Below are 26895 nucleotides of genomic sequence, written 5' to 3'. Positions count from 1 at the left end.
ATCTCCAGGGTCTCCTGATATGCCGGTCTTGCGGGTTCGCCGCCAGCCGGACGTTGTTGTCGATTGGGCGCGTTTCGGCCGACGTGGGGCCACGCCGCCGCTAGCGCGTCATTCTTTAGGACTCTTGATTGAATGGATCCGGCAGCCGGAGGAATCGATGCGGCCGCTTGCCTGTCAGGAGCTGGCCGCCCGGGAAGGGCCGCCCGGGAAGCCGCACGTGCCGCGGCGGCCTCCCGGGCGCTCAGCCACTCAACCCCGTCGCTGCGCCACGCCCTTCGGGATATGGCGGCCGACCACGGCAAGCGCAACCAGCACCACCACCATCGCAGCGCCGAGCATGGCGAGATAGCCCGCCGCACCGCCCGCGGTGATGACCGCGGCACCCGCAAAGGCGCTCAGGATCGCGCCCACGCGGCCGAAGGCCAGCGCGGAGGCCGTGCCGGTGGCGCGGACGCTGGTCGGGTAGACGTAGGCGCAGAGCGCGTACATGGTGGACTGCACTGCGTTGACGAACAGTCCGTGCAGGCCGAGCCCGGTAATCAGCCAGCCGGTGTGCTGGGTCGCCCCCACGCCGAGCATCATCCAGGCGCTCGCCGCGCCGCCGGCGCAGCACAGCAGCAGCGGCCCGCGCGAGCCGAAGCGCGTAATGGCTAGCGCGCATAGCAGCGCGCCGATCACGCCGCCCAGGTTGTACGCGCTCAGTCCATAGCCGGCCAGCGAAACGCTCAGCCCTTCGCTCGTCAGCATGGTGGGCAGCCAGCTAAACGCGCTGTACACGGCGAGCAGGCACATGAAGAACGCCCACCAGATCGCCACGGTGTCGCGCGCGCGACCGTCGCGAAAGAGCGCGCTAAAGCCCACGTGCTTTTCGGCGCTTTGCTCGCGCGCGTCCGTGAAATTCGCATGGGAGGCGACCTCGCGCCCCATGCGGCCGAGCAGCCGCACGAGTTCCGGCCACCGCTGCGGGCGACGCGCGAGAAAGCGCGGCGATTCGGGCAGCGCCACGAGCAGCAGGAGCGCCAGCACGAGCGGCAGCACACCGCCCACGACGAACAGCCCGCGCCAGCCATAGGGCGGCAGCACTTGCGCCGCGAAGAGGCCGGCCAGCATGCCGCCGAGCGGCACGCACACGATCGTCGCCGTCACCGCAAAGGTGCGCAGGCGCGCGGGCGTGAATTCGGCCGTCAGCGTGGTCGAACTGGGCAACGCGCCGCCAATGCCAAGACCGGCGATGAAACGCAGCGCGGCAATGGCCGCGACGTTGGGCGCAAGTCCGATTGCGCAGGTTGCCGTGCCGAACACGAGCACGCTGCCCACCACGGCCCAGCGGCGCCCGAAACGGTCCGCAAACAAGCCCGCGAACGCGCTGCCGATGCCCATGCCGATCAGCCCCGCTGCCACCACAGGCGCAAACGCATTGCGCGTAATGCCCCACTCCTTGATGAGCACCGGGATCGCAAAGCCGATCAACTGGCTGTCGAAGCCGTCGACGACGATCGACAAGGCCGCCAGCACCACGGCGATTTTCTGCAACGTGGCGTAAGGGCCTTCGTCGAGCGTGCGGCCGATATCGACAGTGCTGCCGGTGACGGCGGCCGGTTCGAGCGGCGTCGCCCCCGAAGCGGGGGCGGGCGTGGCGTAATTCATGAAGCGTCTCCTTTGCTGCGTTGTCAGTGTGCAGTCATTTGTTTGTAGTCATGTCGCAAAGTATGCGCGGCGCGTACGTCTACGGGCATTTCCGTTTCGCGCAAAAGTCAGGATGTATCGGCATGACTTCGTGATTCATCTGGAGTCCTTTGCATCGATGAGGCGCACGAGGTGCAACAGCGTTTCAGTGTGCGGCACCGCAATGGCCCGCAGGCGAGCAGCCTCCACCACCGCGCCGTTGATGGCCTCAATTTCGGTCTTGCGCCCCGCCAGCACGTCCTGGAGCATCGAAGGACGATGTACGCGGTGATGCGCGAGCGCATGCCGCACGTTGTCGGCTATGTGCGACTCGTTTACGGCCACGCCATGCGCATGCGCCACCGCTGCGACCTCCACGACAATCTTGAGCGCGAGCGCCTCGCCGTCCGCCACGTTCGTGAGTTCGCCAACCGTGCAGCCCGCCACCGCGCACAGGCTGTTGAGCGCCGCGTTGAACGCAACCTTCTCCCAGATCGCGGCCCACACGTCAGCGTCGGCCGTGCAGGCGAGGCCCGCCTCGTTGAGCGCCTCGACCGTGCGCGAAAGCATCGGCGAGCCCGCACCGTCCGCGCTCATCAAGCGGATCACGCCCGTGCCGTGCGAACTCACGCGACCAGGACCGTTCTTGTCGGCGGGCCACGTCGTCACACCGATCATCACGCGCGCGGGGTCCGCAAACTGCGCGAGACGCTCCGCGTTGCCCAGCCCGTTCTGCAGCGAAAGCAGCGCGGTTTGCGGCGCGAGCACCGTGCGCGCCGCTCCGAGCGCTGCCTGCGTGTGCAGCGTCTTGGTGAAGACGATCAGGAGGTCCGCTGGCTGCGTCGCCGCCTCGGGCCGCATCGCCGCGAGATTCGTGACGATGCGCTCGCCCGCGTCGGTCGCGAGCTGCAGGCCGTTCTCGTTGATCGCACGCAGATGGGCTTCGTCGACGTCGAGCAGTGTGACGCGATGACCCGCTTCGGCCAGCAACCCGCCGAAGAGCGAGCCCATCGCGCCCGCGCCGAGGATGGCGATATGCATGGCGCGACCTCAGAGCGGATAGTGACGCGGTGCGGTCTGGATCGTGATCCAGCGCAGCTCGGTGAATTCGGCAATGCCCGCCTTGCCGCCAAAGCGCCCAAAGCCGCTTTCCTTCACGCCGCCAAACGGCATTTGTGCCTCGTCGTGCACGGTCGGACCGTTGATGTGACAAATGCCCGATTCGATACGCTGCGCGACTCCCCATGCGCGCGCCGTATCGCGGCTGAACACCGCCGAGGAAAGCCCGTACGCGTTGTCGTTCGCACATGCCACGGCGGCATCCTCGCTGCGCACGCGCACGATGCCCTTCACGGGGCCGAACGACTCGTCGTGATAGATGCGCATTTCCGGCGTGATGTGGTCGAGCAGCGTGGCCGGCATCAGTGTGCTTTCCGCCTTGCCGCCGCAGACGAGCTTCGCGCCTTTGGCGAGCGCGTCGTCGATCAGCGCGTTGCAGCGCTCGACGGTGCTCATGTCCACCACCGAGCCGAGCACCACCGGTCCCTTGCGCGGGTCGCCGAGCGGCAACGCGCGTGCCCGCTCGCCAAGACGCGCGACGAAGGCGTCGGCAATGCTTTCGTCGACGATGATGCGCTCCGTAGACATGCAGATCTGCCCGGAATTGGCGAACGCGCCGAATGCGGCCGCATGTGCCGCCGCTTCGATGTCGGCGTCGTCGAGCACGACGAGGGGTGCCTTGCCGCCCAGTTCGAGCACCGAGGGCTTGAGATAACGCGCACACGTTTCGGCGATGATGCGGCCCACGCGCGTGGAGCCGGTGAAGTTCACGCGGCGCACCTTCGGATGGGCGATCATGGCTTCGACCACCTGTGCGGCGTCCGCGGGCGCGTTGGTTACGAAATTCACGGTGCCGCGCGGCAAGCCCGCCTCCTGCATGGCCGCGATAATCAGGCCGTGCGTGGCCGGGCAGATTTCCGACCCCTTGAGCACGACGGTGTTGCCGCAAGCGAGCGGCAGCGCGATGGCGCGCACCGCGAGAATCACGGGCGCATTCCACGGCGCGATGCCGAGCACGACGCCAGCTGCCTGGCGCACGCCCATGGCGAGGCTGCCGGGCACATCGGAGGGGATCAGTTCGCCGCCGATCTGCGTGGTGAGCGCCGCGGCCTCGATCAGCCCCGCTGCGGCGAGATGCACGTTGAAGCCCGCCCAGATGCCCGACGCGCCGGTTTCAGCGGCCATCGCCGCGGCGAATGCCTCGGCTTTCGCTTCGAGCGCATGCGCGGCCTTCGTGAGGAGTGCGCGGCGCTCGCCGGGTCCCATGGCCGACCAGACTGGGAACGCGGCCGCAGCAGCGTCGACTGCCGACACGCCGTCTTGAACCGTGGCCGCCGGTGCGCGGCTCGCCACCGTCCCATCGAGCGGGTTGCGGCGCTCGAACGTCGCGCCGTTGCGTGCCTGCACTGCTTCGCCGTCAATCAGCATGGATACGGTTTGCATGTCCTGTTCACTCCCTGATCTCAGTCAATTGGTTGCGCGCGCACCCTTCAGGCGACGATCATCTCGACCAGCATTGTGCCTTGCCCCGTCAGCGCAGCCGCAAGCGTTTGGCGCAATCGCCCCGCGTCGCTCACGCGCACGCCGGGGCAACCCATGCCCGCGGCAATTCCCACGAAATCGAGCCCCGGCAGGTCGGTGCCCTGCACCGGGTCGGTCGGCCCGAAGCCGAACACCGGCGCGAAATCCTGGAGTGCCGCGTAGCGCGTGTTGTTCAGGATAACGAAGGTAATCGGCAGCTGGAGCTGCACCGCGCTCCAGATCGCCTGGATCGAGTACATGGCAGAACCGTCGCCGATCAGCGCGATCACGCGCTCGCCCGGCTTCGCGAGCGCCACGCCCACGGCGGCCGGCATGCCATAGCCAAGGCCCCCGCTGTCCATCGTGAGGAACGTGCCCGGGCGCTCGAACGGCAGATACGCCTGCATCACCGGGCGCGCGCTGGGCGCTTCTTCCACCACGGTCGTGCCCGCTTCTCGCACTCCAGCGAGCGTTTGTAGCGCGTAGGCGACCGACATGCGCTCGCCCGGCTCGGCGGGCGGCACGGCGCGAGGCGGCACGGCGCGCCGGGCGGGCATCGCGCGCTCCAGGGCGGGCGCGGGCCGCGCCAGCAGATCCTGCACGCCGAGCCGAACGTTGCCCACGGCGGCCATGCCCTCGGGCGTCCACGCAGCGGTGCCGGGATCGTCGATCAGCTGGCAAAGCGCGGCGCCCGGCGGCACGTGCGGACCATGGCCTTCCACGTGATAGGTGAAGGCGGGCGCACCGATCGCGAACACAAGATCGTGTCCGCCCAGCAGCTCGACGATACGTTCGCGCATGGCCGGCAGAAAGCCCGCGAACAGCGGATGCTTTTCCGGAAAGCTGCAACGGCCCGTCATGGGCGCGACGAACACGCGCGCGCGATGGCGCTCCGCGAGGCGCACCACTTCCTCAGCCGCGCCCGCGCGATCCACGGCGCCGCCCACCACGAAGGCAGGCCGCGCGCACGCATCGAGCGCCGCGCCGATGTTCGCCAGCATCGCGGGCTCGGGGCGCGTGGTATGTGCGAGCGCGCGCTCGGGAACGCGCTCGGCCGGCTGATCCCAGTCGTCCACGGGGATCGACACGAACACCGGGCCGCGCGGCTCCTGCATGGCGATCGCATAGGCGCGCGCGATGGCGAGCGGCACGTCCTGCGCGCGCGCCGGCTCGATGCTCCACTTCACATAGGGCTTGGGCAGCTCGGTGGCCTGGGTGGCGGCGAGAAACGGGTCGAACGGCAGGATCGAGCGCGCCTGCTGGCCCGCCGTGACGACAAGCGGCGTACGGTTGCGAAACGCCGTGAAAATGTTGCCCATCGCGTTGCCCACGCCGGCCGCCGAGTGCAGGTTTACGAGCGCCGCGTTGCCCGTGGCCTGCGCGTGGCCGTCGGCCATGCCGACCACGACCGCCTCCTGCAGGCCGAGCACGTAGCGGAAATCGGCGGGGAAGTCGCGGAACATGGGCAGTTCGGTCGAGCCGGGGTTCGCGAAGATCGAGGTCATGCCCACGCGGCGCGCGAAGTCGATGACCGCGTGGCGCACGGTCCAGGCGTTGCCGGGCGCGGTGGAATCTTGAACATGCTGCTGAGGCGCGCTGCCAGTCATCCAAGGCCTCCTTTCGAAAAAGCGCGTCATTCAATGGAGAGCCATTATCGCGACGCTACGGGTAACCGCAAATTGCGCATTTCGCCTAAAGGCATTACCTTTGGGCATGACTTACAACCTCCAGCAACTCCAGGCATTCGCCACCATCGTCTCCGCCGGCAGTCTGGGGCGCGCGGCGGAAACGTTGCACGTGACCCAGCCCGCGCTTTCGCGCGCGGTCCGCCGCCTCGAGGAGCAGGTAGGTGCGCCGCTCTTCGAGCGGCACTCGCGCGGCATGCACCTCACAGCGGTGGGCGAGGCGCTCTTGCCACACGCCATCCTGCTGCAGCGCGAAGCCGAACAGGCGCGCGAGGAAATCGACGCCATGCGCGGCCTCGCGCGCGGCACGATTCGCGTGGGCGCCGTGGGCAGCATCGCGAGCCTCGTGCTGCCGCTTGCGGTGAGCGGTGTGCTGCGCCGCTGGCCGGGGCTACGCGTCGAAATACTCGAAGGCGTCTGGGACCGGCTCGCCGACGCGCTCGTCAAGCGTGAGATCGACCTCGCGCTCAGCATGGCCGTGCCGGATACCGACGAAATCGCGGCCATCGGCGATTGCCGCTGGGAAGATTGCAGCTACGTGGTCGCGGCACACGATCATCCGTTGCGCGCGAAGCCCGATCTCACGCTCGCGGACACGTTGAACGAGCAATGGGCGATTCCGCCGCGCGGCACTGCGCCGTTCGAGCACATGGAGCAGGCGTTCGCCGGGCAAGGGCTGGGTCTGCCGAACGTGGTGGTGCAAACGCGCTCGATTACGGCCCTCAAGAGCCTCGTCGCGCGTTCAGGATTCCTGAGCTGGATGGCATCGACGATGTACGTCACCGAAAGCAAGGCGGGCGTGTTCGACACGCTCGAGATGCCCGGCGTGGAGGGCCGGCGCACGCTCACGGCGTTTCGCCGGCGGCACGGCATTCTGCCGAGCCCGGCGGTGAAGCTGCTGGAGCAGTTGCGCACGTTGACGGCGGTGCCGCAGTAGCCGGACCTTTTACCTCTCGCGGCAGCGTCACTCGTCGCGGAGCAGCCGCTCCGCGTTCGCGATCACCACGAACGTGCCCATGTTGTGCAGCACCGCGCTCGCCCATCGCGATGCTCGTCGAGCCCGCAGCCCAACACGGCTTCACACTCGCGTCGGCGCAAGCACACTGCCGCGCAGTTCGCGCGCGTTTGCGGGCCGTGCGCTTTGCTCCGCATCGGTTTGGGTTTCAACCAGGTGCCTGAGCGCCGCCGCATCAATAAGCTGCTTGATATGAGAGCGTGTCGCAAGGCACGCGCTCGTCCGCGCGCCGCGCACGCCATCCGAACGATGCGCGCACAACTTTCCCAACAAGCTTTCAAAACGTAATGAGGATCGGGATGTCCATCGAAAAATCGGCGGAAATTGCCGCCCGCTTCGACCGGCTGCCGCCGTCGCGCACTGTCTGGAAAATGGTGATACTGCTTTCGCTCGGCGGCGTATTCGAGTTTTACGATCTCTTCTTCACGGGCTATGTCGCGCCTGGCATGGTGCATTCGGGCCTCTTCACGCCGGAGTCGCTCGGTTTCTTTTCGGCGCTCGGGCCGCTCAAGGTGGCGGGCTTCGGCACCTTCGTGTTCTCGACCTTCGCCGGGCTGTGGGTTGGCGCGCTCGCCTTCGGCCAGGTAGCCGACCGCTTCGGGCGGCGCATGATCTTCACGTGGTCGCTCATCTGGTACATCGTCTGCACGGCTATCATGGCGTTCCAGACGAGCGGCCAGGCGCTCAACATCTGGCGCTTCATCGCGGGCATCGGCATTGGCATCGAGCTCGTGACCATCGACACCTACATCTCCGAACTGATCCCGAGCGGCGAACGCGGCCGCGCATATGCCGTCAACCAGTTCATCACGTTCAGCGTGGTGCCGGTGGTCGCGTTTCTCGCCTTTATCCTCAAGGACACGCATCCCATCGGTCTCGACTACTGGCGCGTGGTAATCCTGATCGGTTCTGTGGGCGCAGTGGCGGTGTGGTTCCTGCGCCGTAGCATTCCGGAAAGCCCGCGCTGGCTCGCGCGCAACGACCGTGTGGAAGAAGCCGAACGCATCGTGTCGGACATCGAGCGCCGCGTCGTGGCTGAAACGGGCACCGCGTTGCCGCCGCTGGGGGCGATCTCGCTCGAAAAGGCCGGCCGCGGCTCGCTCGGCGAAGTGCTGCGTGCGCCTTATCTGCGGCGCACGGTGATACTGTCGATCTTCAACATGGCGCAGGTGATCGGCTTTTACGGCTTTGCGGCATGGGTGCCGACGCTGCTGATCGCGCGCGGCGTGCACATCACGCAGAGTCTCGCGTATGCGTTCGTGATCGCCATCGCCAATCCGTTCGGGCCGTTGCTCGGCGTGTGGTTCGCGGACAAATTCGAGCGCAAGACACAGATCGTCGGCGGCCTGCTCATCATGGCCGTGGTCATCGCGCTATTCGCTCAGGCAACGCAGCCGTGGGTTCTGATCGTGCTAGGCGTGTTCTTCACGCTCGCTTCGAACGTGATGTCGTATGCCTACCACGGCTATCAGGCCGAGCTCTACCCGACGCGCATCCGGGCGCGCGCCGTGGGCTTCGTGTACTCGTGGAGCCGGATTGCCGCCGCGTTCGCGGGGCTCGCCATCGGCATCCTGCTGCATCGTTACGGTGTGCCTGGCGTTGCGGTGTTTATCGGGGCTTCGATGCTGGTGGGTATCGTGATGATTCTGCTCGGGCCTGTCACACGCGGGCTCTCGCTCGAAGTCATCAGCCACTGACCTGCGTGCGCGGCGCCGCCCCACGATCTGCGGGTCAGAACAGCACGTGTGACTTGATGATCATTTGGGCCGCCGCGGCCAGCACGCACACGAGCACGACGATACGAAATGCAAGCGGATGCAGATTGTCGCGCAATGGACGGATCAACAGCATGCCCGCGATGGCGGGCAGGCTCGCCAGGGCCGAAATCGCGAGGTCGGCGAGATTGGCATGCGCGCCGTGGCTGAACGTCGTAATGAGCGTGATGACGGAGACGACGAGAATGATCGCGATCTGCTTTGTAAAGGCGCGGCCCGTCGCGCCCGATGCGATCAGGTACATGGCGAGCAGCGGCCCCGGCACCGCGGCGATGCTCTCCATGAGCGCCGCCCCGAAGCCCAGCGCGAAACCCACGGGCTTCACGAGCGCGGGCGAGAGTGTGAGGCGCGGTGAGACGAGCAGCAGCGCGGCCGCCACGATCAATGCCACGCCCGAGGCCGCCTGGGCATGATGCGGCTCCAGCGAGATCAGCACCGATACCCCGACCACATTGCCGATCACCGTGCCAATCAGCGGCGCCGCGATATTGCGCAAGGTCGGCAACATTTCGCCTCCCTCGAGCGCCTGCGGGATATTGCCGAGAATGATCGGCATGGAAAGCAGGAGCACCGCTTCCTTGACAGGCAAAAAATGCGTGACGATGGGCATGGCCACGAGCGGCACGCCAATGCCGGTCACGCCCTTTACCATTCCACCGAGCACGAGCGCGAGCGCGATGCCGACCCACTGAAACACGTCGAGCGATTGCAGATGGGGCGCGAGTAAGCCCGAGGAAAAAGAAAGGCCGGACATCGATCTGGATATTGGGAAGGTGGGCGCGCGTCTTTTGGCGCCGCTCATGTGAAAGTGGCCGCGGACGTCGAAACGACGGCGCGGCCACTCGTTAGCAAGCGATTTCCGCCTTGGCGACTATTCCGCTGCTTATTCAGGCAGCCGTCGCAACCTGCGCGGATGTCGCAGCGGACTTTCGGCCACCCGTCTTACGCGCCGCTTTTTTTGCGGGCGCGGCCTTGGCACGCTTGCCAGCGTTCTTGCTCACCGCCGTCGAACTGGCGCGCGTTTTCCGTGCGGCCTTCGCAGCGACCTTGCGGCCGGCCGGTTTTGTGGCCGCGCCGTTTGCCGCGCTGCCGTCGATCAGGAATTTCGAACGATCTTTCACGTCGCGAATCCACAGCGGCGCGCGGCCGCGGCCCGTCCACGTTGCGCCCGTTTTCGGATCGGCGTATTTCGCCGCAACCGCACGCTTCGTGGCCGTTTTGGCGCTCGCGCCCGGCTTACGGCCACGCCTCTTGCCAACGAAGCTCTCGATGTCGGCCAGGCTCAGGCCATGCTTGGCCATCAGATCGCGAATCTTCGCGAGACCGACCGACGTTTGCTTTTGCACGATCGATTCGGCCTGTTTTTGCAGCTTCGCGATCTTCGATTGAATTGCATCCAGGGTGACCATTCACACCTCCTTATTCACGGTTTTTACGGACACCCTTCATCCAACATCGCCAGATCGAAATGCGATCCTGCTTGCCCGGGGCGTCGCGAAAGGCAACGTGATTATGAAGTCAAATGACGCATGCTGGCAATTTCAAACGACTGATTCGCACTAAAAAACACATTTCCTGATCAGAACATTGATTCTCAGGCAAACAAAGCCCCCGCAAATTCTCACTTCGCGAGATACTCGCTGGACGACGTTCGCTGCTACGCCGCAACGCTGGCGCGCTGCAATTCGACAACATTGACGCCCGCGCCAAACACCTCGCGAATCAAAGGTAAAAGATGGTCGTGGTGCGTGAGAAACAACACCTGCGTTTTTTGAGAAAGATTCTGTAACGCTTCGAACCCAGCCCTTGCGCGCGCATCGTCGAAATTGATGAAGAGATCGTCGGCGACAAACGGAAGCGCCGCCTTGTTCGCCAGCTGCAATTCGAGCGCCGCGATGCGCAGCGCGAGAAAAAGCTGGTCGCGCGTGCCTTCGCTCATTCCGCTCACCTCCACGGCCTTGCCGTTGCCGCGGCGCCCATGCAATGCAGGCGGATTGCGTTCGGTATCGACCACGAGCCGCGCGAAATCGCCAAGCGTGAGTCCGCTGAATATTTCTCCTGCGCGGCGCAGCATCGGCCCTTGCTTCTGGTCGCGATATCGATCCGTTGCCCACTTGAGCAGACGGCACGCGGTCGCGGCTTCGAGATATTGCTCCGCGGCTTCGCCCATTGCGCTCAGGGCTTCCTGGCGCTTTGCCTCCGCCAGCGCGGCATTGGCGCGGCCGTTGATCGCTTCGAAATCCTGCGCGGCCTTCACCTGCTGCTGCAGGCACTCGGCCAGCGCCCGGTCGACCGCTTCGAGCTGCTGCTTCACCGCTGCGAGCAGCGCGGGCACGTCGGTCATGGGCTGCTGCTCGATTTCAGCCGTAATCGCTTCCTGCGAAAGACCGTCGCCTTCGCGCACGATCATGTCTTGCGCGGCGGAAATCGCGTTCGACAACGCGCGGCGCTCATCCGAGCGCTGGGCAAGCGGTAGTGCCGCGTCGATTTCGCTGACCCCCGCGAGGCTCAGGATGGGCTCGATGCGCGCCTGCGCGCCTGCTACTGCCGCAACGGCGTCGGCCACGCGTGTGCGCGCGACCTGTACCTCCGCGTCGGCCTCGGCGAGCGCTTTCGCCGTCTCGCGCGCTTTCGCGAGTCTCGTGGCCAGTTGGCGAGCCACTTCGATGCCGTCATTCGAAGCGGGTTGCTCCGGTGTGAGCAACCCGGCGAGGCGCCGCGCGTCGGATTCGAGCGTCTTTAGTTGCGCGCGAATTGCGCGAATGCGATTGCGCGGTGCTTCGGCATCCGAAAAGGCGACCGCAATGGCATTTGCGAGTTCGACTGCGCCTTCGGCTGCCGCGAGTGTCGCCGCCCGGGCGCCGAGATTCGCTTGTGCGAGCGCCTCGCGCCATTGCGTCTGCCACTTTTCGTAGGCGTCCTGCTCGATCGCCAGCCGGGATTGCGCGGATTCGTTCGCACGTTCGACCTCGCGCAACTGCGCTTCCAGACTTTCGCGCTGCACGGCGCTCTTTTGCGCCGACTGAACGAAGGCTTCGGCCGCGCCGATCAAAGTCGCCAGTGCGTCGCCTTCGTTCGCCAACGCAACGGGTCGCAGCGCTTCGAGCAACGTCCGGTGCGCGGCCACGCGTGCGGCACGGCGCGTTTCCAGTTCGCTTGCGCGGCGCTCGCGTTCGCTGTGCGCGGCAAGCGCCGTTTCGCGATTCGCGAGCCACGCGCCCATATCGGCAAGCCGCATGCCAGGCAGTTGCGCGGCGTTCGCGCTCTGCGTCCAGGCCGCGTGAAAGTTGTCGAGATCGCGCTCGCGCTCATTCAAGGCCGCGAGCTTGCGCTGCAAGTTCGCACGCGATGCTTCGAGTTGCTGGCGCAGATTGAGTAACGTAGCCGCCGCCTGCGAGGTTCCGAGTTGCGCGTCGACCAGTTCGTCGGCAAGCCGGATGGCATCGTCCACGATGGGCGCACCGTCGGCGAGACTCACGCGTGCCTGCCTGACCTCGTCCCACGCGCTGTCGCGGCGCGTGCGCGCCGCCTGCACTTCCGCGGTCATCACGATTCTGTTGCCCTGCGTGAAATGCTTTTCCTGCAATTCGAGGCGCGCGACTTCCTCCCGCGCCGCCGCCACCGTTTCCCGCGCGGCGGCCAACGCGCTCGCGTGCTCGCTTTCTTCCTTTTGAAGCGCGGCGAGGCGCGTGGCCGAAGGCAGGTCCAGCGCGCGCAGCACCGGCACAGGCTTGCGCCATTGCCCGAGCAGCGCGAGCTTTTCCTCGAGTGCACGTTGCGCCTGCGCGACTTCGTGCTCGAGCGTGTTTTCGTGCGCCGCGCTATTGCGGAACTCGCGCGCCGTGTCGAGCGCCGCCTGCAGCGCGAACGGCACGTCGATGCAAGGCAGGCTCGCCAGCAGGTCCTGTACCTGAGCACGCTTGCGCGCCTGTTCGTCGCGCGCCTCGCGTGCCGTTGCGAGCGCCTGGTCGCGCAGCGCGTGTTCGCGCAGCAGGTTCGTCACCGTCTTGAGCGCGAGCGCACCCGGCAATGCAGCGCGCAAGGCAGTTTCTTCGGCAGGCCAGCCCAGTTGAGCGGCGGCTGCGAACGCGACGTCGAGATGGCTCTGGATCTCCGTTTCGCACACCAGAAGCTCGCGCGGATAGTTGATGCATTCGCCGCGAAGCGCGTCGAGCGCATCGATTTCCGCAGCCAGCGCGAGTGCCGCGCGATCGGGCTCGATCGCGCGGCGTGAGGCTTCCTTGCCTGCGAGATCGGCCTGGCGCGCTTCCAGTACCTTGCGCTCGGCGGCGATGTCGGCTTGCGCCTTCAACAGCTCGGCATACGCCGTGGGCGGCAGATCGACGACTTCGCCCAACGCAGCCAGTGCGTTCCGCTTGAGCGAAAGCTCTTCCATATAGGGCGCGAGGCGGCGCACCCGCTCGAGCTTCGAGCGCTGCGATTCGAGACTGCGCTGTTCGGCGCGCAAACGCTCGATCGCCTTTTCGGCCGTTTCGAGCGCCTCCTTTTTCTCGACCCAGTCGCGTGTGCGTACCTGCGCGGCTTTCAGTTCGCCCGTCGCTTCGGTAAACGCCGTTTCGGCCTGCGCATAGGCACTGCTGCTGCGTCGCGGCGCCCAGAGTTCCAAAGAGCGATTTTCCAGTTCCTCGCGCACGGGCCCGAGGCTCCCCACGCCAGCGGCGGATTCGAACAGCACCTGGCCGAGCTTGTCCGATGCGTCGAGAATGCTGCGGCCGCCCTCGATGAGCCGCGCATGATCGAGACCGAACATCTGTTCGAAGAATTCCTTGCTTGCGCCATCGAGAAATGCCGCGAGAAAGTCATCGGGCAATTTGTCGTCCTGCGGCGTGCGCAGCGAATTGCGCCCGCGTGCGCGATGAAACCGTTGCTCGGCCGCGCCGTTTTCCAGCACGCCACCAAGCCGAAGCTCGGGCGTGCCATGCAGAAAATCAAGCGGGGTTTGCAGGCGCATGCCGAACAGCAACTCCGACACGGCCGTGCGCACCGTGGACTTGCCCGCCTCGTTCGGTCCCACGATGACATGGAAATCGTGCACCGCATGCGGAAAGCTCAAGATCGTTTCGGTGAACTTCCCATATTTGATCAATTCGAGTTGCTTGAGACGCACTGGTCATTCTCCCGTGGAAAGGCGCGCAAGCAGCGCAGGTCCGACCTGCTCCACCAGCGCCGCGAGTTTGCCGTCGCGTGCGAGTTCCAGCAGCGGCGCGTCTTCTTTCACCTCGCTGCGTACCTTGCCGACGAAGGCGCGCAAATCGCGTTCGAGCATCGCGAGAAAATCGGGGTCTTGCGTAGCGGCCTCGAGAATCTGCTTGAGATCAGCGAGCGCTTCGAACTGCTCGTTCTGCGCGGCTGCCATGTCCGCAGCGCGGGTTTCGAGCTTGACCTTTTCCAGCCATAGTCTGTCGTTGCCGATGATGCCGATCTGGTTGAGCACCTCGGCGCGCAATTGCGTGGCGCGTCCGAAAAAGAGCCCGTGCGCCGGCGACTTGCCGGTCACCGTCACGCGCACCGCGCGCGGCACGTGCGGGTCGGTGGACAGCAGCGCTTCGAGCGACGCGCCGATTTTGCGCGAGAGATCAGCAACGCTCAGGCAGTCGCTTGCGTCGACGAGCACCGATTCCCAGCGCAGCACGTCGAGATAGAGACGTTCGACATGCGTACGGCCTGCCTCCACCGTCACGAGCACCGCGCCGCGGCGGCCAGTCTCGCGTATGTGCCGACCCTGCAGATTGCCCGGAAACACGATCGTCGATTGCTCGGACCACTGCTGGAATTCGTGCACGTGACCAAGCGCCCAGTAGTCGTAGCCCTTCGCATGCAATTCGGAACGCGTGCATGGCGCGTAGCTCGCGTGCGCCGCATAGCCTTCGAGCGCGGTATGCAGCACGCCGATGTTGTAGTAGCCGGAAAGCGGCGAAGGATAGCGCACGGCGAGGTTGTCGACCACGGCCTTGTCCTTGAAGCTCTGGCCGTGCAGCGCCACCTTCAATTCGTCCAGCACATGCGTTTCCGGTTTGCGATGGCTGAACACCACGACGTTGTCGGGTAACGTGAGCTTTTTTGTCATTTCGCTTTCCGCGTCGTGGTTGCCCCACAGCGCGAATACGCGAATGCCCGCCTTGCGCAGGCGGCCCATTTGCTGACCGAAGAAGATGCCCGTGTTGTGGTCCTTCCAGTCGCCATCGTAGAGATCGCCGGCGATCACGACGAAGGCGACTTCTTCGTCGATCGCGCGATCGACGAGCAGGCGCAACGCCTCGCGCGTGGCGTTGCGCAAATGGCCGGCCGGTGCGTCGGGGTAGGCGCTTAGCCCATGCAGGGGGCTGTCGAGGTGTATGTCTGCCGCGTGGATGAACTTCACGACGTGTCCTCTCTGGTGATTCCGGGCGCAGTATGGTGAAAGGGCGATTCCCGCCCATCGGTGCGGGCCAATTCTAATCGACGCGATCGGTCAGCTTCGGCGACGCGCGCTGCTTTGACACGGCGGCTGGCCGCGAGGTAGAATTATTTCATCGACCGTTGAATATGTGTGACCAGCGTGTAACCAGCGCGGCGCATTGTCCGCAAGCCACACGGATCAGATGGACAAGCTCGGCAGCCTGAAAATGTTTGTGAGGGTCGCTCAGGCGGGAGGGTTCGCCAAAGCCGCGGCGCGCGCGTCGCTGAGCACCGCCGCCGTGTCGCGCGCCATCATGGAACTGGAGTCGAGCCTGCAGACGCGGCTCTTTAACCGCACCACGCGGCAGATCTCGCTGACCGACGCGGGTCGCCGTTATCTCTCGCATTGCGAGCGCATTCTCAACCAGCTCGAACTGGCCGACGCCGAAGCCATGGGCGCGAGCGCGCAACCCACAGGCAGGCTGCGTATTCACGCCACGTCGAGTTTCGGCCAGCACTACCTCACGCCTTTGCTCGCGCAATACACGGCGCAGTTCGAAGACGTCCCGGTCGATCTCGTGCTCTCGCAGCGCACGCCCGATCTGCTCGAAGAGAAGTTCGACGTCGCGATCGTCGTCGCGCAGACCCTGAAAGACTCCTCGCTCGTTTCGCAACGCGTGGGACTCGCGCGCCCGGTGCTGTGCGCGTCGCCCAGCTACCTGATGCGGCACGGCACGCCACGCACGCTCGCGGACCTCGAACATCACATCTGCCTGCAACTGAATCTGCCGGACATGCCGGCGACACAGTGGCTGTTCGAGGATGCCGGAAGCGAATCGTTGCGCACGCCCAAGCCGGCGCCGCTCACGGTGAACATGCCCGAAGCGCTCGCCCAGGCTGTGCAGGCGGGCATGGGTCTGGCCATGCTGCCAGTGCCCACCGCGTTGCAGGGCATTCGCGAAGGCAGCCTGACGCACGTGCTGCCCAGCGTACGCGCCGTGCCGCACAACATCTACGCGCTTTACGCGTCGCGCCAGTATCTCGATGCGAAGATCAAGACGCTGGTCGAATTCCTGCGAGACACTGTGCCGCAAAAGATCGCCGGGCACGAAGAGGCGCTCCAGGCTGCGCAAGCGCGGCAGCCGCGCGATGGGCTATTTGGCGTGAACCGCGCATTGCGCTCGATTGACCCTCCTTCCAGATAGATACCGTTGAGACGCATGAAGAGCGCGGCCACCTCGCACACGACGCCAGCGAAGAAACGAGCGCGCGGACGCCCCGCGCATGGCAGCTCCGTCGGGCCGGACGCGCTATTGCGCAACGCGCGCAGCATGTTCGCGAAGCGTGGCTACGACGCTACGAGCGTGCGTGAGATCGCGCGCGAATCCGGCGTCGATGCGGCGTTGCTCGCGCATCACTTTGGCTCCAAGGAAGCGCTCTGGGCCGCGGTGGTCGAACAGATCGCCGAACACGCCTCGCCCATGATCGCGGCGACGGCGGCATTACGCATGTCGCCGTTTGGGGCGCGTGAGCGCGTGGAGCGCGCGCTCGAAATCTACATCGACAAAGTTTTCGACGAGCCGGACATCGGCCTTTTCTTTGCGACGGCCGCCACTGAGGAAGGTATGCGCTTCGGGCTGCTCGTCGAGCGCCTGGTGCGCCCCTATCATCGCGTGCTGGTTCCTTTGCTCGCCGATGCCGGAAAGTGCGGGGCACTCAAAGTGGTCGATGCAAACGTGCTGTTCTTTATGCTGATGAACGGCATTAGTAAAACGGTTGCCTACGGGCATCTCCTGCAGGTGTTCTCTGCGTTGCCGAAACAGCAGGCGAAGTACAAGCGCGTCGTGCTGCAAACGGCTTTGAATATGCTCGGGTGAACCGGGCCGCCGCGTCTTCCGAAGATATCGATTGAACTACAAAATACGTATGGAAATATACGAACGATCGAGGGTTGTGCGGGTTTTAGCCTGCCGGCGATAGTTTCTCCGGCATTTGGGGGTCGGAGAGTCGGTAGTGTCGTGAAACAACTACGAGAATTTGGTTGGTTTCTGGCTCGTAGGGGTTGCACGATAAGGCTTGGGGCCGTTTTGGTCTTTTTAGAAAAATGTTCCACGGCTAGCGCGGCCCTACTGCGGATGTCGGTGCTCATCACATCGGCGCCATTTTTTCCACTCCCCTGTTTTCCCAGCTCTTCGGACGCGGGGGTCGCGGCATGCGTACGTTCAGGTCCGTCTTGTTCCTGGGTTCCCGCGTGACAGTATTCGCCAGTGCCGTTCGTCAGAGATGGTCCGGGAGCCTCGCCGGCATGGCCATATGCCTTGTCCGGCCGAAAGTGCGCTCACATTGGCATTCATTCTGTTAGTTGCATTGCTTTTGTCAAGCGATTCCGGGGGTTTACCCTGCGCTCTTGCAGTTCGCCATCGCCACTGCGGTTTCCCGCCGGTGAGCTTGGGGTCTGCCCTGCCCTGGCAATGAGACAATTCAGGAGCTGCTACTTCCGGCCCCTGCGGAAAAATCGCGTACGTTACGCTCACGTAGCGATGAGCGCGTAGACAAACTCATCGACCCCATACACGCTTCACGCCGCGACTAATATCAAGCCAACGTTCGCGAGTCGGCGTAGGAATTGCGGCCGGCTGGGTTACCGGTTCCCTCTGGACGGCAACGGATGCAGAGGGGACGACGCATGCGATCTCCTGGGACCAGCATTCGTGAATCCTTGGCTCGAAGAAGGGGTGAAGCGTTGAGCCTGCGGCACCAGCCTTTTTCGCCTGCTGCTGGAGGTCCGCCAGTGGACAGCGATCGGGCGTCGTTGCCGGGTTCGCTGTCCACAAACCATGAAACTTTGGGTTGCACAGATGTGTGTCGACTCGACACACATCGCCGAACCATTCGATCGCACAGACCGGTGGATTGCCGTGCGTCGCGGCATCGTTCCGTATGGGCGGTGCAGGTGCAACTAGCGCGAGGTCCCCACACAGGCCGAGAGTTGATAGCTTCAACGTGACACACTGCAGGCAGCGACTAACGCGCAGTTCAGGGTTGCCCTTGTGCATCCCTTTCCTGTCGACTTAGCCTCCTCACGCACGTTAGTCGGCCCTTGCGCGCGAAGCCCTTGTGCACCGGCAGTTCTGCGCGACGCCCTACGCGCTGGGCACGTCAACGGGAGTCGTCTCCGTCCGGCGAGAACGCGGTCGGCCTACCGTGTGTCGACTCGACACACTTGCCCGGACGTCTATGTCTTCGAGGTCCGTCATCAGATAGGGAAGCGGCTAAGGGGTAACGCCGGCAGCTGCTCACCGTAAGCGGTTTGGGACAGGAAAGCGTTCAGCCGACTGTTTTTCTCAACTCGAAGGAGTCGGATGTCCACACGCGGCATGCATGGCTCATGGTCATGCGAGTCGGGGCATTCCGATCATAGTGTGTCGACTCGACACACCAGCCGGTGGCCCATGAGCAACAGACGTATTGGCTGGCACGGGATATGTCGATGTCGATCTCAAGACGCGAACTCGATCCGCTGGACGATAACAACGTCCCGCAGCCCCCGGCACGGTGTGTCAACTCGACACACGCACAGCCAAAAAGAAAGCCCGCCGAAGCGGGCTCCCCATTCAACCGACAACCCCACTGGGGTTCAGCCGGGTTTCACATTGAACAACTGACTAATCAGTTCCCGAATCTGCGTTTCCTGCGCGTCGGACAGCACGCCGGTCTTCAGCTTCACCGTAAAGCTGTTGGCATCCTTGGTAATGCTCCCGGCGTGGCTCTTCCCCGAAAAAATCTTCTCGATGCTGCGCTCTGAGACGCGTTCGGTCGAACCGCCCCGGCTCGCTTGTGCCCCGATCGCCGCGGCCAGCTTCCCTTGGTCCAGTGTCCGAGCGACAACGGCCGGCCACAACTCACGTGCTGCTGCGAGACCCGCCGACCCGTATTTTTTGATCGCCGAAACGACCTCGTCCGCTGCCGAGCCGCCGAGCAATCGCGGATTCAAATCAAGATCCTTTCGCATGAAATCCGGGAGGTTCTCGAACGCCAGAAAGCGGTACAGGCCTTTGCGCGACATACCGAGCGCCTCGGCCATGCGCTTGCGAGTGGGGAACTCCCGCTCGGCCCGTCGCAGCGACTGTCCGATCTCGTAATCGGTGAGGTCTTCGCGACCGACGTTTTCCACGAGCGCCAACACCGCCATGTCCTGGTCCGAACACTCGATAACGGAGGCACGAATCTCCTGCGCCTGAATCAGCGCGTGCGCGCGCAGACGTCGCTCGCCCGCGATCAGCTGATAGCCGTTCTCCGCCCGGCGAACGACCACCGGCTCGACGAGCCCGACTTCGCGTATCGATTCCGCGAGCGATGCGAGGCCCTCGTCGCTGAAAATCTTGCGCGGTTGCCACGGATTCGGCTGAATCGCGCTCACCGGCAACATGAGCTTATCGCTCGTACTCTCGAGTTCCTGAATGCGTTGCTGAGCAACGGCCAATGCGCCGAGCATTCCGGGTCCAGTCTTGAACGCGCTGCTGCGGCGCGGCTCGGCCGGTGCGACGGCAGCCGGGCGTTCGGGGGCCGGCCGCTCCGAAGAAGAGCCGAGTTCAGCGGTCTTCGCCGCCATCTTGTCGCGGAATGAACTCACTTGCCCGCCCTCCATTGTTCTACGTAAAGATCGTCGATCCACCGCACGTAATCCGAGAGCGGCTGACGCACGCGTGCAACCGTCTTGTCGGCGAGGTCGCCTTTGCTGATATCGAACACCGTCGCCATTGCCAACGCGCCGTTGCTCATTGCCGAACTCGCCGGCACTTCGAGCGCATTCACCCAGTCCTTGTAAGTCCGCTGCACCCACGAACGCACGACTGGCGCCGACGACGTCTTACCATAGTCCACTTTGGAAAGCAGCACAGAAACGAAGTCGTAGGTCTTTTCGTCGCCGCGCTCCATGATGGTATGCGCGAGGTCGGAAAAGAGACTCCAGAACGAAACCGAGCTGATGAAATCCAGGCTTTCCGGGACGAGCGGCATGACCATTGCATCCGCGGCCATGAGCGCGTTGATCGTCAGATAAGACAGCGACGGTGCCGTGTCCAGAATGATGTAGTCGTATTGCTTGCGCAGCGACTCCACCCCTTGGCGCAACAGGTCCCAGAACTTGAACCCCGGGTTCTTGATCACGGTGCCAGGAATGTGGAATTCCGCGGAGAAGAGCGTAGGGTGCGCGGGAATGACGTCGAGGCCGTCCCAGTAGGTTTCCTGCACGAAATTCGTCAGGCCGCCTTCCATGTGCGGGTCATAGATGAACGGCAGGACCGTGCTGTCCTCCGTCACTTCCTTTTCGGCATAGAGACCGCAGAGTTCCGTCAGCGACGCCTGAGGATCCAGATCGATGAGCAGCACCTTGCGCCCACGCAAGGTCAGGCCTTGGGCGAGACACATGGTCGTGGTCGTTTTCGTCGACCCGCCCTTGAAGTTCGCGACGAGAAGCACCTTGCCGTCTGCATCGCGCACGCCGGTATGGAGCGGCGTCTGGTAGATATCGGAAACCTGCTGGACCCAGGTTCGCGCTTCTGCCAGGGTGAAGACCCGGCTTCGCCCCGAGCCTTGCGCCACACCTTGTGGGAGCCCCTCCCGGGTGGCGAGCAAGTTGTTCAGTTTGATGCGATCTATGCCGCAGAGCTCTGCGACCTGCGCGGACGTGAAGGTGGGCGCCGCCTTTCGCGGCCGCGGTGCGAGCATCATCTCCCTGAGCTCCTCAGAAAGACGGCCGGCCTCTTCGGCGAACTCGGTGATCGCGGAAAGATCCACGCGTCGATCGATCGACGGTAACTCGATAGTCTTTGCCATTAATACGCTTTTTATCAGAATTTGGATAAAGCGTAGAATACAGCAAAAGTGTATGAAAACACACTAATTGAGGGCGATATGAAACAAATACCCTCTCAAAAGGCCTTGGAAGGTCCCGTAGGCCACTGGGCAGGCCAGCAGGGCCAGCGGCGTTAGCACCGGCATTGCGACCATGATCCATGGTGCGCCCGGCTTGCGTGCTTTTTGAGCGTACGCCGCCTCTTCGAAGGGCCTTTCATCAAACCTGTCACAGGTCCCGTTTTTTGTGCAGATCCGGCTGCGGCGTCGCCCAGGTATTGAGGGGTCACGTGCGCCTGCGAGGGTCACGGTTTTTGTGCGGTTTTCACGGCGCGGTTCTTCAAAAGGATCAGCCGCCCGCGAAACAGTAACGGTTTTTGTGCTCCCAATGTTTTACCGGCTCCCTGTCGCTTCAGAAGTGCACAAAAACCGTTACCACCTGCCCGCGCGAAAGGCCGGCGTGTGCGCTCGTACACCCACAATGCACAAAAACCGTTACTTTCGCGTCCTCTGGTGCTGCAGCGGTAGCCGGTTTCGCTTGTTCCGGGGAATCGGAACCGCGACGTCACGCGCCTGCACAATTTCCGTTACCTCGATAAACGAGGCGCCCGGGGGCTTGTGGCGATCCGCGCGCACAAAAACCGTTACCCCGGGCCTCCCGTAGCACGCGCACAAAAACCGTTGCCTTGCCGAGCGGCCGATATTTCACAAAAACCGTTACCCTGCAAAGTGCTGATTGAAAAGAGCGCCCTCGGCATTCCTCTCCGGCGGCTTTCGACCTGTCACGCGTCTTTGCGTTGCCACCCGAAGCCGGTGCGCACATAAACCACTACCTTCGCCCTCACAGCTGCACAGAAATCGTTACCTGTTTGAGCGCTCCGTCTGGTAGACAACGCCGTGGGCTCGGCAGGCCGCCTCGTTGCAAGCCTGTAGCCATAGGGGTTCCGGGAAATAAGCGCCCGTCTTTTCGGCCACAGAGCCGAAACGCCTCGCGCCAAATTGAGCGCAGAGCCGTTCTTTCTGCCGCGCGGTTTGTTTGTTTACTTAAACATAAAAAACCCACCAACCAACTAACGTACAGAGCCAAACTCTTTCCGCTCAGATACTTAGCCCGCAAAAGCACCGTTCTATGTGCTCGAAGCAGCGGTTTATGTGCTTGCACGTCCCGTTTTGTGTGCGGGGGTGTGGAGATATTTGTGCAGCAAGGTACGTTTGTTGTGCGCACGCTGGTTTAGGCGCCTGTTTGAGGTAACGTTTATTGTGTTGACTTGTGTTTAGGGAATGATAGAGTGCCCGCCAATGTCGACGGGAGAGCGGGCGTATGTCGGAGGAGAGCGGGCGCAGGACAACTACACAGCAGATGTCGCTGGGACTCTTCGAGGAGATGTCCGGCCAGCCGATCAATGAGAGTACGCGTGAGATCGGCTTTCAGCGCAACAATGTGTTCGTCGCCATCAATGGGCTTGGGCTGTCGTCGCGCCGATTCATCGACGCCGCCTATTTCATTGCCGCCCAGGAGCCCGCGCCGCGCGACATCTACGACGTCGACCTCAACTACTTCAAGTGGCTCATGCGTTATGAGAGCCGCAACGTGCGTCATTTGCAGAGCGTCATCAAGGAAGCCCAGCGCGTGTTGATCGAGGTGACCGACACGCCGCCCGACCGCGCACCCAGCGAAGACGACCAGTGGATTTCCGAGCAGCTGATGGGTAGCGTGAAGATCGGCAAGGGGCGCATCCAGTTCCGCATTCCGCCGCTCATGCTGCGCCACATCACCGGTCCCGACAAACATCACTGGCTCAACCTGTGCATCACGGCGTCCTTTTCGCAGACCTACGCGCGGGCGATCTACGACTACGTGCTGCCCTTCGTGGCGGCCGGGCTGACCGACTGGATCGAACTCGACGTCATGCGGCGCTGGCCGGGCAAACTCGGCACGAGCGCGTCGGAGTTCAAGCATTTCCGGCCCAAGTACCTCGATCCGGCAGTCCGCCAGATCAACGAGCTTTCCGATATCGACCTCAGCTACGAGACCCGGGCCGACTCGGAAACCTCACGCAAGATCAACAAGATCCGCTTCCGGATGAAGCGCAAGGACACGGTTGCGGCGCTCCTGAGCCGGCAGCCCGATGCGCACGACCTGCTGCTCACGCTCAAGGAGGAGTTCGGCCTCTCGAACAAGCAGTTCGACGTGATCGCGGAGCACCGCATGAGCTGGACCGACGAGCGCATCCAGCAGGCCATCGAGTACACGCGTTTCCGGCTTAATCAGGGCAAGGTGACCAAGAGCCCGGCGGGGTATCTGATGAAGGCGCTCAGCCACAACTGGCAGGTCTCGGAGGCCGAGCGCAAGATGGTGGCGATCCAGAGCGAGCAGGCCGTCGCGGCGACGGCGAAGGAGATCGCGAGAACCGAGGCGACCACGGCCGTGAAGCAGAGCATCGCGGCCCGCGACGAAGAGGCGAGGTCGCAGCGCAACGAGGAGGTCAGGCAAGGCCGGGATCACTTCGAATCGGCCGACGACAAGACCCGCAAGGAGCTGGTGCGGCTCTACATCGCCTCGCAGGCCGGCAAGCTCATGCTGCGCCGCCTGAAGCTCGAGGCGGGCGCGCTCTCCGATGCCAACATCCTCAACCATTCCGATTTGTCGTGGTATTTCGGACAATTCGTCTACGGGAAGATGAAGCAGCTTGCCACCGGGTGAGTGTGTTCAATACACCTCGCGCCTGATCTGGCGGCAGGCGTGTTATGCGCAGGCCGGGCACGCGCTGCCTCCAGCGATCACCCGGCGGGAAACACCCGATGGATCAAGGGCTTGAGGTAGTCGTCCCAAGCGTTCTCCACAAGCTTGCCAACAGAATCTGTGGGTAACCCGGACCACCATTGCATCCCCGCGTATCCATGAAAAAAGGGAAGGCACAGAGCCTTCCCTTTGTTCGCGGAGCGACGACGCCTTACTTCTTGTCGTCGTTCAGTTGCGGCAGCGTATAAGCCGCGCCAGGCGCAAGCAGGCCCACCTGGGAGTAGACGCGCAGCTTATCGCGCGTGTCGGCGATATCGAGGTTGCGCATCGTGAGCTGGCCGATGCGGTCACGCGGCGAGAAGGTCGAAGCGACCTTCTCCATCGACAGACGCTCCGGCTGGTACGTGAGGTTGTCCGACTTCGTGCTGAGGATCGAGTAGTCGTTGCCGCGGCGCAGCTCCACCTTCACTTCGCCCGTCACGGCGCGCGCGACCCAGTGCTGGGCCGTCTCGCGCAGCATGATCGCCTGCGGGTCGAACCAGCGGCCCTGGTACAGCAGGCGGCCGAGGCGGCGGCCGTTTTCGCGGTACTGCTCGATGGTGTCTTCGTTGTGAATGCCCGTGACGAGGCGCTCATACGCGATGTAGAGCAGAGCCAGACCCGGGGCTTCGTAAATGCCGCGGCTCTTCGCCTCGATGATACGGTTCTCGATCTGGTCGCTCATGCCCAGACCGTGACGGCCGCCAATGCGGTTCGCTTCGAGCAGCAGTTCGACGGCATTCGGGAAAGTCTGGCCGTTCAGCGCGACCGGCTGGCCTTCCTCGAAGCGGATCGTGACTTCTTCCCTGTCGATCTTGACGTCGTCGCGCCAGAACGCCACGCCCATGATCGGGTTCACGATCTTGATGCCGCTTTCCAGGCTTTCCAGGTCCTTCGCTTCGTGCGTCGCGCCGAGCAGGTTCGAATCGGTCGAGTAGGCCTTCTCGGCCGACATCTTGTATGCGAAACCCGACTGGCGCATGAATTCCGACATTTCCGCGCGGCCGCCGAGTTCGTCGATGAACTGCTGGTCCAGCCACGGCTTGTAGATCTTCAGTTCAGGGTTGACGAGCAGCCCATAGCGGTAGAAGCGCTCGATGTCGTTGCCCTTGTAGGTCGAGCCGTCGCCCCAGATGTTGACGCCGTCTTCCTTCATCGCGGCCACGAGCATCGTGCCCGTCACGGCGCGGCCGATCGGGGTGGTGTTGAAGTACGTGACGCCGGCCGTCGAGATGTGGAACGCGCCGCATTGCAGGGCGGCAATGCCTTCCGCCACGAGTTGCGCGCGGCAGTCGATCAGGCGCGCGCCCGCGGCGCCGTATTCGGTCGCGCGGCGCGGGATCGAATCGTAGTCGTCTTCGTCGGGCTGGCCGAGGTTCGCGGTGTAGGCGTAGGGCACGGCGCCCTTCAGCTTCATCCAGTGCAGCGCGGCGCTGGTGTCGAGGCCGCCGGAGAACGCGATACCGACCTTTTGGCCGGTCGGAAGGCTTTCAAGAATTGTGCTCATGATGAGAAAGGACCCGGTAGAACGAGAATGCGGAGGGAATTCGGTCGAATCGTCAAGTATCTTGTATCCCCGGCCATTCGGCAAGCCTGGCGGCTTTCGCCGCGATTTCTACGCAAATAAAAGGGCCACGGCCGCTAGCCCCGATTTGGGGCGGCGGCTTCGGCACAGCCTCTCCCGGGCAGCCTCGATCGCGCACAGAACGCTCTCAACGATGGGAGCGCTTGCGCCTCGTCCGACGTTCGCGCTACGGCATCCGCGTTCTCGACGCATCGACGCCATGGTCGATGCCCCTCGGCGCGACCGGTTCCTCGCGGGGCCGGCGCGTGGCTTTCCAGATCATCAGCAAGTGGTAGTAGAGCCGCGGGCTCAAGCCGAACCGGTAAGCATAGAGATTGCCGAGCGCGAGTTGCAGCCCGGCGCGCGCCTCGCGATTGCGCGCGAGCAGGGACACCACGATCGGCACCAGCCGGCGCCTGGCGAGCCTGCGCGCCGGTTCGAGGTCGGGCGGCAGCGCGAGGCCCTCGAGAAACTGCCATGCCGAAATCGACGAGGCATTGATGCTGCGCCGCGTTGCCTGGGAGACCGAAGCATCTGTCATGCGGTAGCACGAGACGTATTCGTTCACGTAGCACACGCGCTTTGCCGCGAGACAAAGCCGCGTGCCGAACACGTAATCGCAGCAGGTGCCGTAGCGGTCGTCGTAGCCGATGCGCTTGACGAGCGCCGCGTTGGCGAGCCAGCCGTTGTTGGGGAACATCTGCACGATGCCCGCGCGACCCGGTGGATCTTGCAGCCCCGCAGCACTCGGCGTGCGGTGATAGGCGCGGTTCATGCGCTCGCTCGCCGCGTGCATGATGCGCCCGTCATGATCGGTTTCGTATTGATCGCCGAACGCGACTTCCAGATCCGGGTGGCGGGACCACTGCGCAAGCAGTGTCTCGATGCAGTGGACGAGCAGGTAATCGTCGTCGTGGATCAGCAGGATCTTGTCTCCACTCGCGCGCTCGAAGAGGCTGGCCACATTGGGCGCCTGTCCGAGTGCGGGCACGTTGCGCCGGTAGGCGATGCGCGGGTCGTCGCCATAACGGGAGGTGACCAGTTGCGCCGTTCGATCGTCGTGCGAATCGTCGCCGATCACGATCTCGATGTTCGTGTGCGTTTGCATCAGGCACGATTCGATGCAGCGAACGAGCAACTCGGGCCGGTTGCACGTCGGCAAACAAATGGAGACTTTCGTTGTTGTCGTCATGAGCGAGCCCCGGTCTTGAGTAGGCGAAGAAGTCGGCGCAAGCAGGTTCACGCTGGCGACTTCATCCGTTGGCCACCGACGGTAAATGAAAAAAACCCGAAAGAAATCGAAAATAAATCGCAAGGAACGCGGCTTGCGCACGGCAGCCCGCAACGCCCGCCCTGTCGGGCATCGCGCAAAAACGCCCGGTTTTCCTCTGAGGAATCGGAAAGAAAATCCGGCGGCGGCCCGTCTCAGCCGGGTGAGCGGTGGCGAGCGTGTCGGCGCGGAGTTCGTGTCGCGACGCGCCGCGAGGGTTGGGCCATCAGCAAGCATTCATTTTGGATCACTGATTAATAACGCACAGATCAGAGAAGAGCAAAGCATCCAGCCATATAGATGC

At 63.9% G+C, this 26895-nt stretch carries 18 protein-coding genes; 6 read left to right on the top strand and 12 right to left on the bottom strand.

Annotated elements, in window-relative coordinates; translation table 11 throughout:
* Nucleotides 1-249 precede the first annotated feature (249 nt).
* From VSR34_RS33435 to mdlC, 4 genes are all read right to left on the bottom strand, one after another.
* Complete coding sequence (locus VSR34_RS33435; protein ID WP_342964663.1) at nt 250-1647, bottom strand: MFS transporter; 1398 nt, start codon at nt 1645-1647, stop codon at nt 250-252.
* A gap of 135 nt (nt 1648-1782) precedes the next feature.
* Nucleotides 1783-2706, bottom strand: a complete 924-nt coding sequence (locus tag VSR34_RS33430) for a 2-dehydropantoate 2-reductase (protein ID WP_028231147.1) — start codon at nt 2704-2706, stop codon at nt 1783-1785.
* Nucleotides 2707-2715: 9 nt separating this feature from the next.
* A complete protein-coding gene (locus VSR34_RS33425; RefSeq protein ID WP_028231148.1) occupies nt 2716-4167 on the bottom strand; it encodes an aldehyde dehydrogenase in 1452 nt (483 codons plus the stop codon).
* 47 nt (nt 4168-4214) lie between these two features.
* A complete protein-coding gene (gene mdlC, locus VSR34_RS33420) occupies nt 4215-5852 on the bottom strand; it encodes a benzoylformate decarboxylase (protein ID WP_028231149.1) in 1638 nt (545 codons plus the stop codon).
* 106 nt (nt 5853-5958) lie between these two features.
* Here mdlC and VSR34_RS33415 point away from each other — a divergent pair, with 106 nt between their 5' ends.
* Together VSR34_RS33415 and VSR34_RS33410 are read left to right on the top strand one after the other, a co-directional pair.
* On the top strand, nt 5959-6867 hold the full coding sequence (locus VSR34_RS33415) for a LysR family transcriptional regulator (protein WP_028231150.1): 909 nt from the start codon (nt 5959-5961) through the stop codon (nt 6865-6867).
* Nucleotides 6868-7316: 449 nt separating this feature from the next.
* Complete coding sequence (locus tag VSR34_RS33410) at nt 7317-8642, top strand: MFS transporter (protein WP_342964670.1); 1326 nt, start codon at nt 7317-7319, stop codon at nt 8640-8642.
* A 34-nt stretch (nt 8643-8676) separates the two neighbouring features.
* Here the strand turns inward: VSR34_RS33410 and VSR34_RS33405 are convergent, their stop codons facing one another.
* The 4 genes from VSR34_RS33405 to VSR34_RS33390 form a co-directional block, all read right to left on the bottom strand.
* Nucleotides 8677-9474 carry a sulfite exporter TauE/SafE family protein gene (locus VSR34_RS33405; protein WP_028231152.1) on the bottom strand — a complete coding sequence of 266 codons (798 nt, stop codon included), beginning with the start codon at nt 9472-9474 and terminating at the stop codon, nt 8677-8679.
* A 133-nt stretch (nt 9475-9607) separates the two neighbouring features.
* Nucleotides 9608-10129 (bottom strand): H-NS histone family protein, encoded by a 522-nt coding sequence (locus tag VSR34_RS33400; protein ID WP_051390917.1) that lies wholly within the window; start codon nt 10127-10129, stop codon nt 9608-9610.
* Between the two features lie 248 nt (nt 10130-10377).
* Nucleotides 10378-13848 carry an AAA family ATPase gene (locus VSR34_RS33395; protein WP_342964662.1) on the bottom strand — a complete coding sequence of 1157 codons (3471 nt, stop codon included), beginning with the start codon at nt 13846-13848 and terminating at the stop codon, nt 10378-10380.
* A gap of 3 nt (nt 13849-13851) precedes the next feature.
* Nucleotides 13852-15102, bottom strand: coding sequence for a DNA repair exonuclease (locus VSR34_RS33390; protein WP_342964661.1), 1251 nt, complete (start codon nt 15100-15102; stop codon nt 13852-13854).
* A gap of 220 nt (nt 15103-15322) precedes the next feature.
* Between VSR34_RS33390 and VSR34_RS33385 the strand changes: the two genes are divergently transcribed.
* Nucleotides 15323-16324, top strand: coding sequence for a LysR family transcriptional regulator (locus tag VSR34_RS33385; RefSeq protein ID WP_051390918.1), 1002 nt, complete (start codon nt 15323-15325; stop codon nt 16322-16324).
* Between the two features lie 15 nt (nt 16325-16339).
* Nucleotides 16340-16996 (top strand): TetR/AcrR family transcriptional regulator, encoded by a 657-nt coding sequence (locus VSR34_RS33380; RefSeq protein WP_342964660.1) that lies wholly within the window; start codon nt 16340-16342, stop codon nt 16994-16996.
* A 1760-nt stretch (nt 16997-18756) separates the two neighbouring features.
* Here VSR34_RS33380 and VSR34_RS33375 read toward each other — a convergent pair.
* A complete protein-coding gene (locus VSR34_RS33375; RefSeq protein WP_028231154.1) occupies nt 18757-19752 on the bottom strand; it encodes a ParB/RepB/Spo0J family partition protein in 996 nt (331 codons plus the stop codon).
* Nucleotides 19749-20957: an AAA family ATPase gene (locus tag VSR34_RS33370; protein WP_028212302.1), complete on the bottom strand. Its 1209-nt coding sequence runs from the start codon at nt 20955-20957 to the stop codon at nt 19749-19751. The genes VSR34_RS33375 and VSR34_RS33370 overlap by 4 nt, the downstream gene beginning before the upstream one ends.
* A gap of 1339 nt (nt 20958-22296) precedes the next feature.
* Between VSR34_RS33370 and VSR34_RS33365 the strand changes: the two genes are divergently transcribed.
* Nucleotides 22297-23679: a replication initiation protein gene (locus VSR34_RS33365; protein WP_028231155.1), complete on the top strand. Its 1383-nt coding sequence runs from the start codon at nt 22297-22299 to the stop codon at nt 23677-23679.
* Between the two features lie 250 nt (nt 23680-23929).
* On the opposite strand, the gene argG is transcribed toward VSR34_RS33365, so the two are convergent.
* Both argG and VSR34_RS33355 read right to left on the bottom strand, forming a co-directional pair.
* The gene (gene argG, locus VSR34_RS33360; RefSeq protein ID WP_028231156.1) at nt 23930-25264 is read right to left on the bottom strand and encodes an argininosuccinate synthase; all 1335 of its coding nucleotides are present in this window, start codon (nt 25262-25264) and stop codon (nt 23930-23932) included.
* 244 nt (nt 25265-25508) lie between these two features.
* Entirely contained in the window at nt 25509-26513 is a 1005-nt protein-coding gene (locus tag VSR34_RS33355; RefSeq protein WP_154671266.1) for a glycosyltransferase family A protein, read from the bottom strand.
* Between the two features lie 85 nt (nt 26514-26598).
* Here VSR34_RS33355 and VSR34_RS33350 point away from each other — a divergent pair.
* Nucleotides 26599-26895 (top strand): hypothetical protein (locus VSR34_RS33350; RefSeq protein ID WP_342964659.1); only part of this gene is annotated, 297 nt, incomplete at its 3' end.

Source organism: Paraburkholderia sp. JHI2823 (genome assembly GCF_038900695.1).
Lineage (GTDB): Bacteria > Pseudomonadota > Gammaproteobacteria > Burkholderiales > Burkholderiaceae > Paraburkholderia > Paraburkholderia mimosarum.
Note: the sequence above shows the minus strand (reverse complement) of the source record. Positions and strands in the feature narration are given on the sequence as shown.

Excerpts from the sequence above, each read along its gene's own strand:
- VSR34_RS33385 (WP_051390918.1), top strand. The coding sequence starts at position 15,323 with ATGGACAAGCTCGGCAGCCTGAAAATGTTTGTGAGGGTCGCTCAGGCG.
- VSR34_RS33425 (WP_028231148.1), bottom strand. The coding sequence starts at position 4,167 with ATGCAAACCGTATCCATGCTGATTGACGGCGAAGCAGTGCAGGCACGC.
- VSR34_RS33380 (WP_342964660.1), top strand. The coding sequence starts at position 16,340 with ATGAAGAGCGCGGCCACCTCGCACACGACGCCAGCGAAGAAACGAGCG.
- VSR34_RS33430 (WP_028231147.1), bottom strand. The coding sequence starts at position 2,706 with ATGCATATCGCCATCCTCGGCGCGGGCGCGATGGGCTCGCTCTTCGGC.
- VSR34_RS33405 (WP_028231152.1), bottom strand. The coding sequence starts at position 9,474 with ATGTCCGGCCTTTCTTTTTCCTCGGGCTTACTCGCGCCCCATCTGCAA.
- VSR34_RS33370 (WP_028212302.1), bottom strand. The coding sequence starts at position 20,957 with ATGGCAAAGACTATCGAGTTACCGTCGATCGATCGACGCGTGGATCTT.
- VSR34_RS33400 (WP_051390917.1), bottom strand. The coding sequence starts at position 10,129 with ATGGTCACCCTGGATGCAATTCAATCGAAGATCGCGAAGCTGCAAAAA.
- VSR34_RS33355 (WP_154671266.1), bottom strand. The coding sequence starts at position 26,513 with ATGACGACAACAACGAAAGTCTCCATTTGTTTGCCGACGTGCAACCGG.
- VSR34_RS33435 (WP_342964663.1), bottom strand. The coding sequence starts at position 1,647 with ATGAATTACGCCACGCCCGCCCCCGCTTCGGGGGCGACGCCGCTCGAA.
- VSR34_RS33365 (WP_028231155.1), top strand. The coding sequence starts at position 22,297 with ATGTCGGAGGAGAGCGGGCGCAGGACAACTACACAGCAGATGTCGCTG.
- VSR34_RS33410 (WP_342964670.1), top strand. The coding sequence starts at position 7,317 with ATGGTGATACTGCTTTCGCTCGGCGGCGTATTCGAGTTTTACGATCTC.
- mdlC (WP_028231149.1), bottom strand. The coding sequence starts at position 5,852 with ATGACTGGCAGCGCGCCTCAGCAGCATGTTCAAGATTCCACCGCGCCC.
- VSR34_RS33415 (WP_028231150.1), top strand. The coding sequence starts at position 5,959 with ATGACTTACAACCTCCAGCAACTCCAGGCATTCGCCACCATCGTCTCC.
- argG (WP_028231156.1), bottom strand. The coding sequence starts at position 25,264 with ATGAGCACAATTCTTGAAAGCCTTCCGACCGGCCAAAAGGTCGGTATC.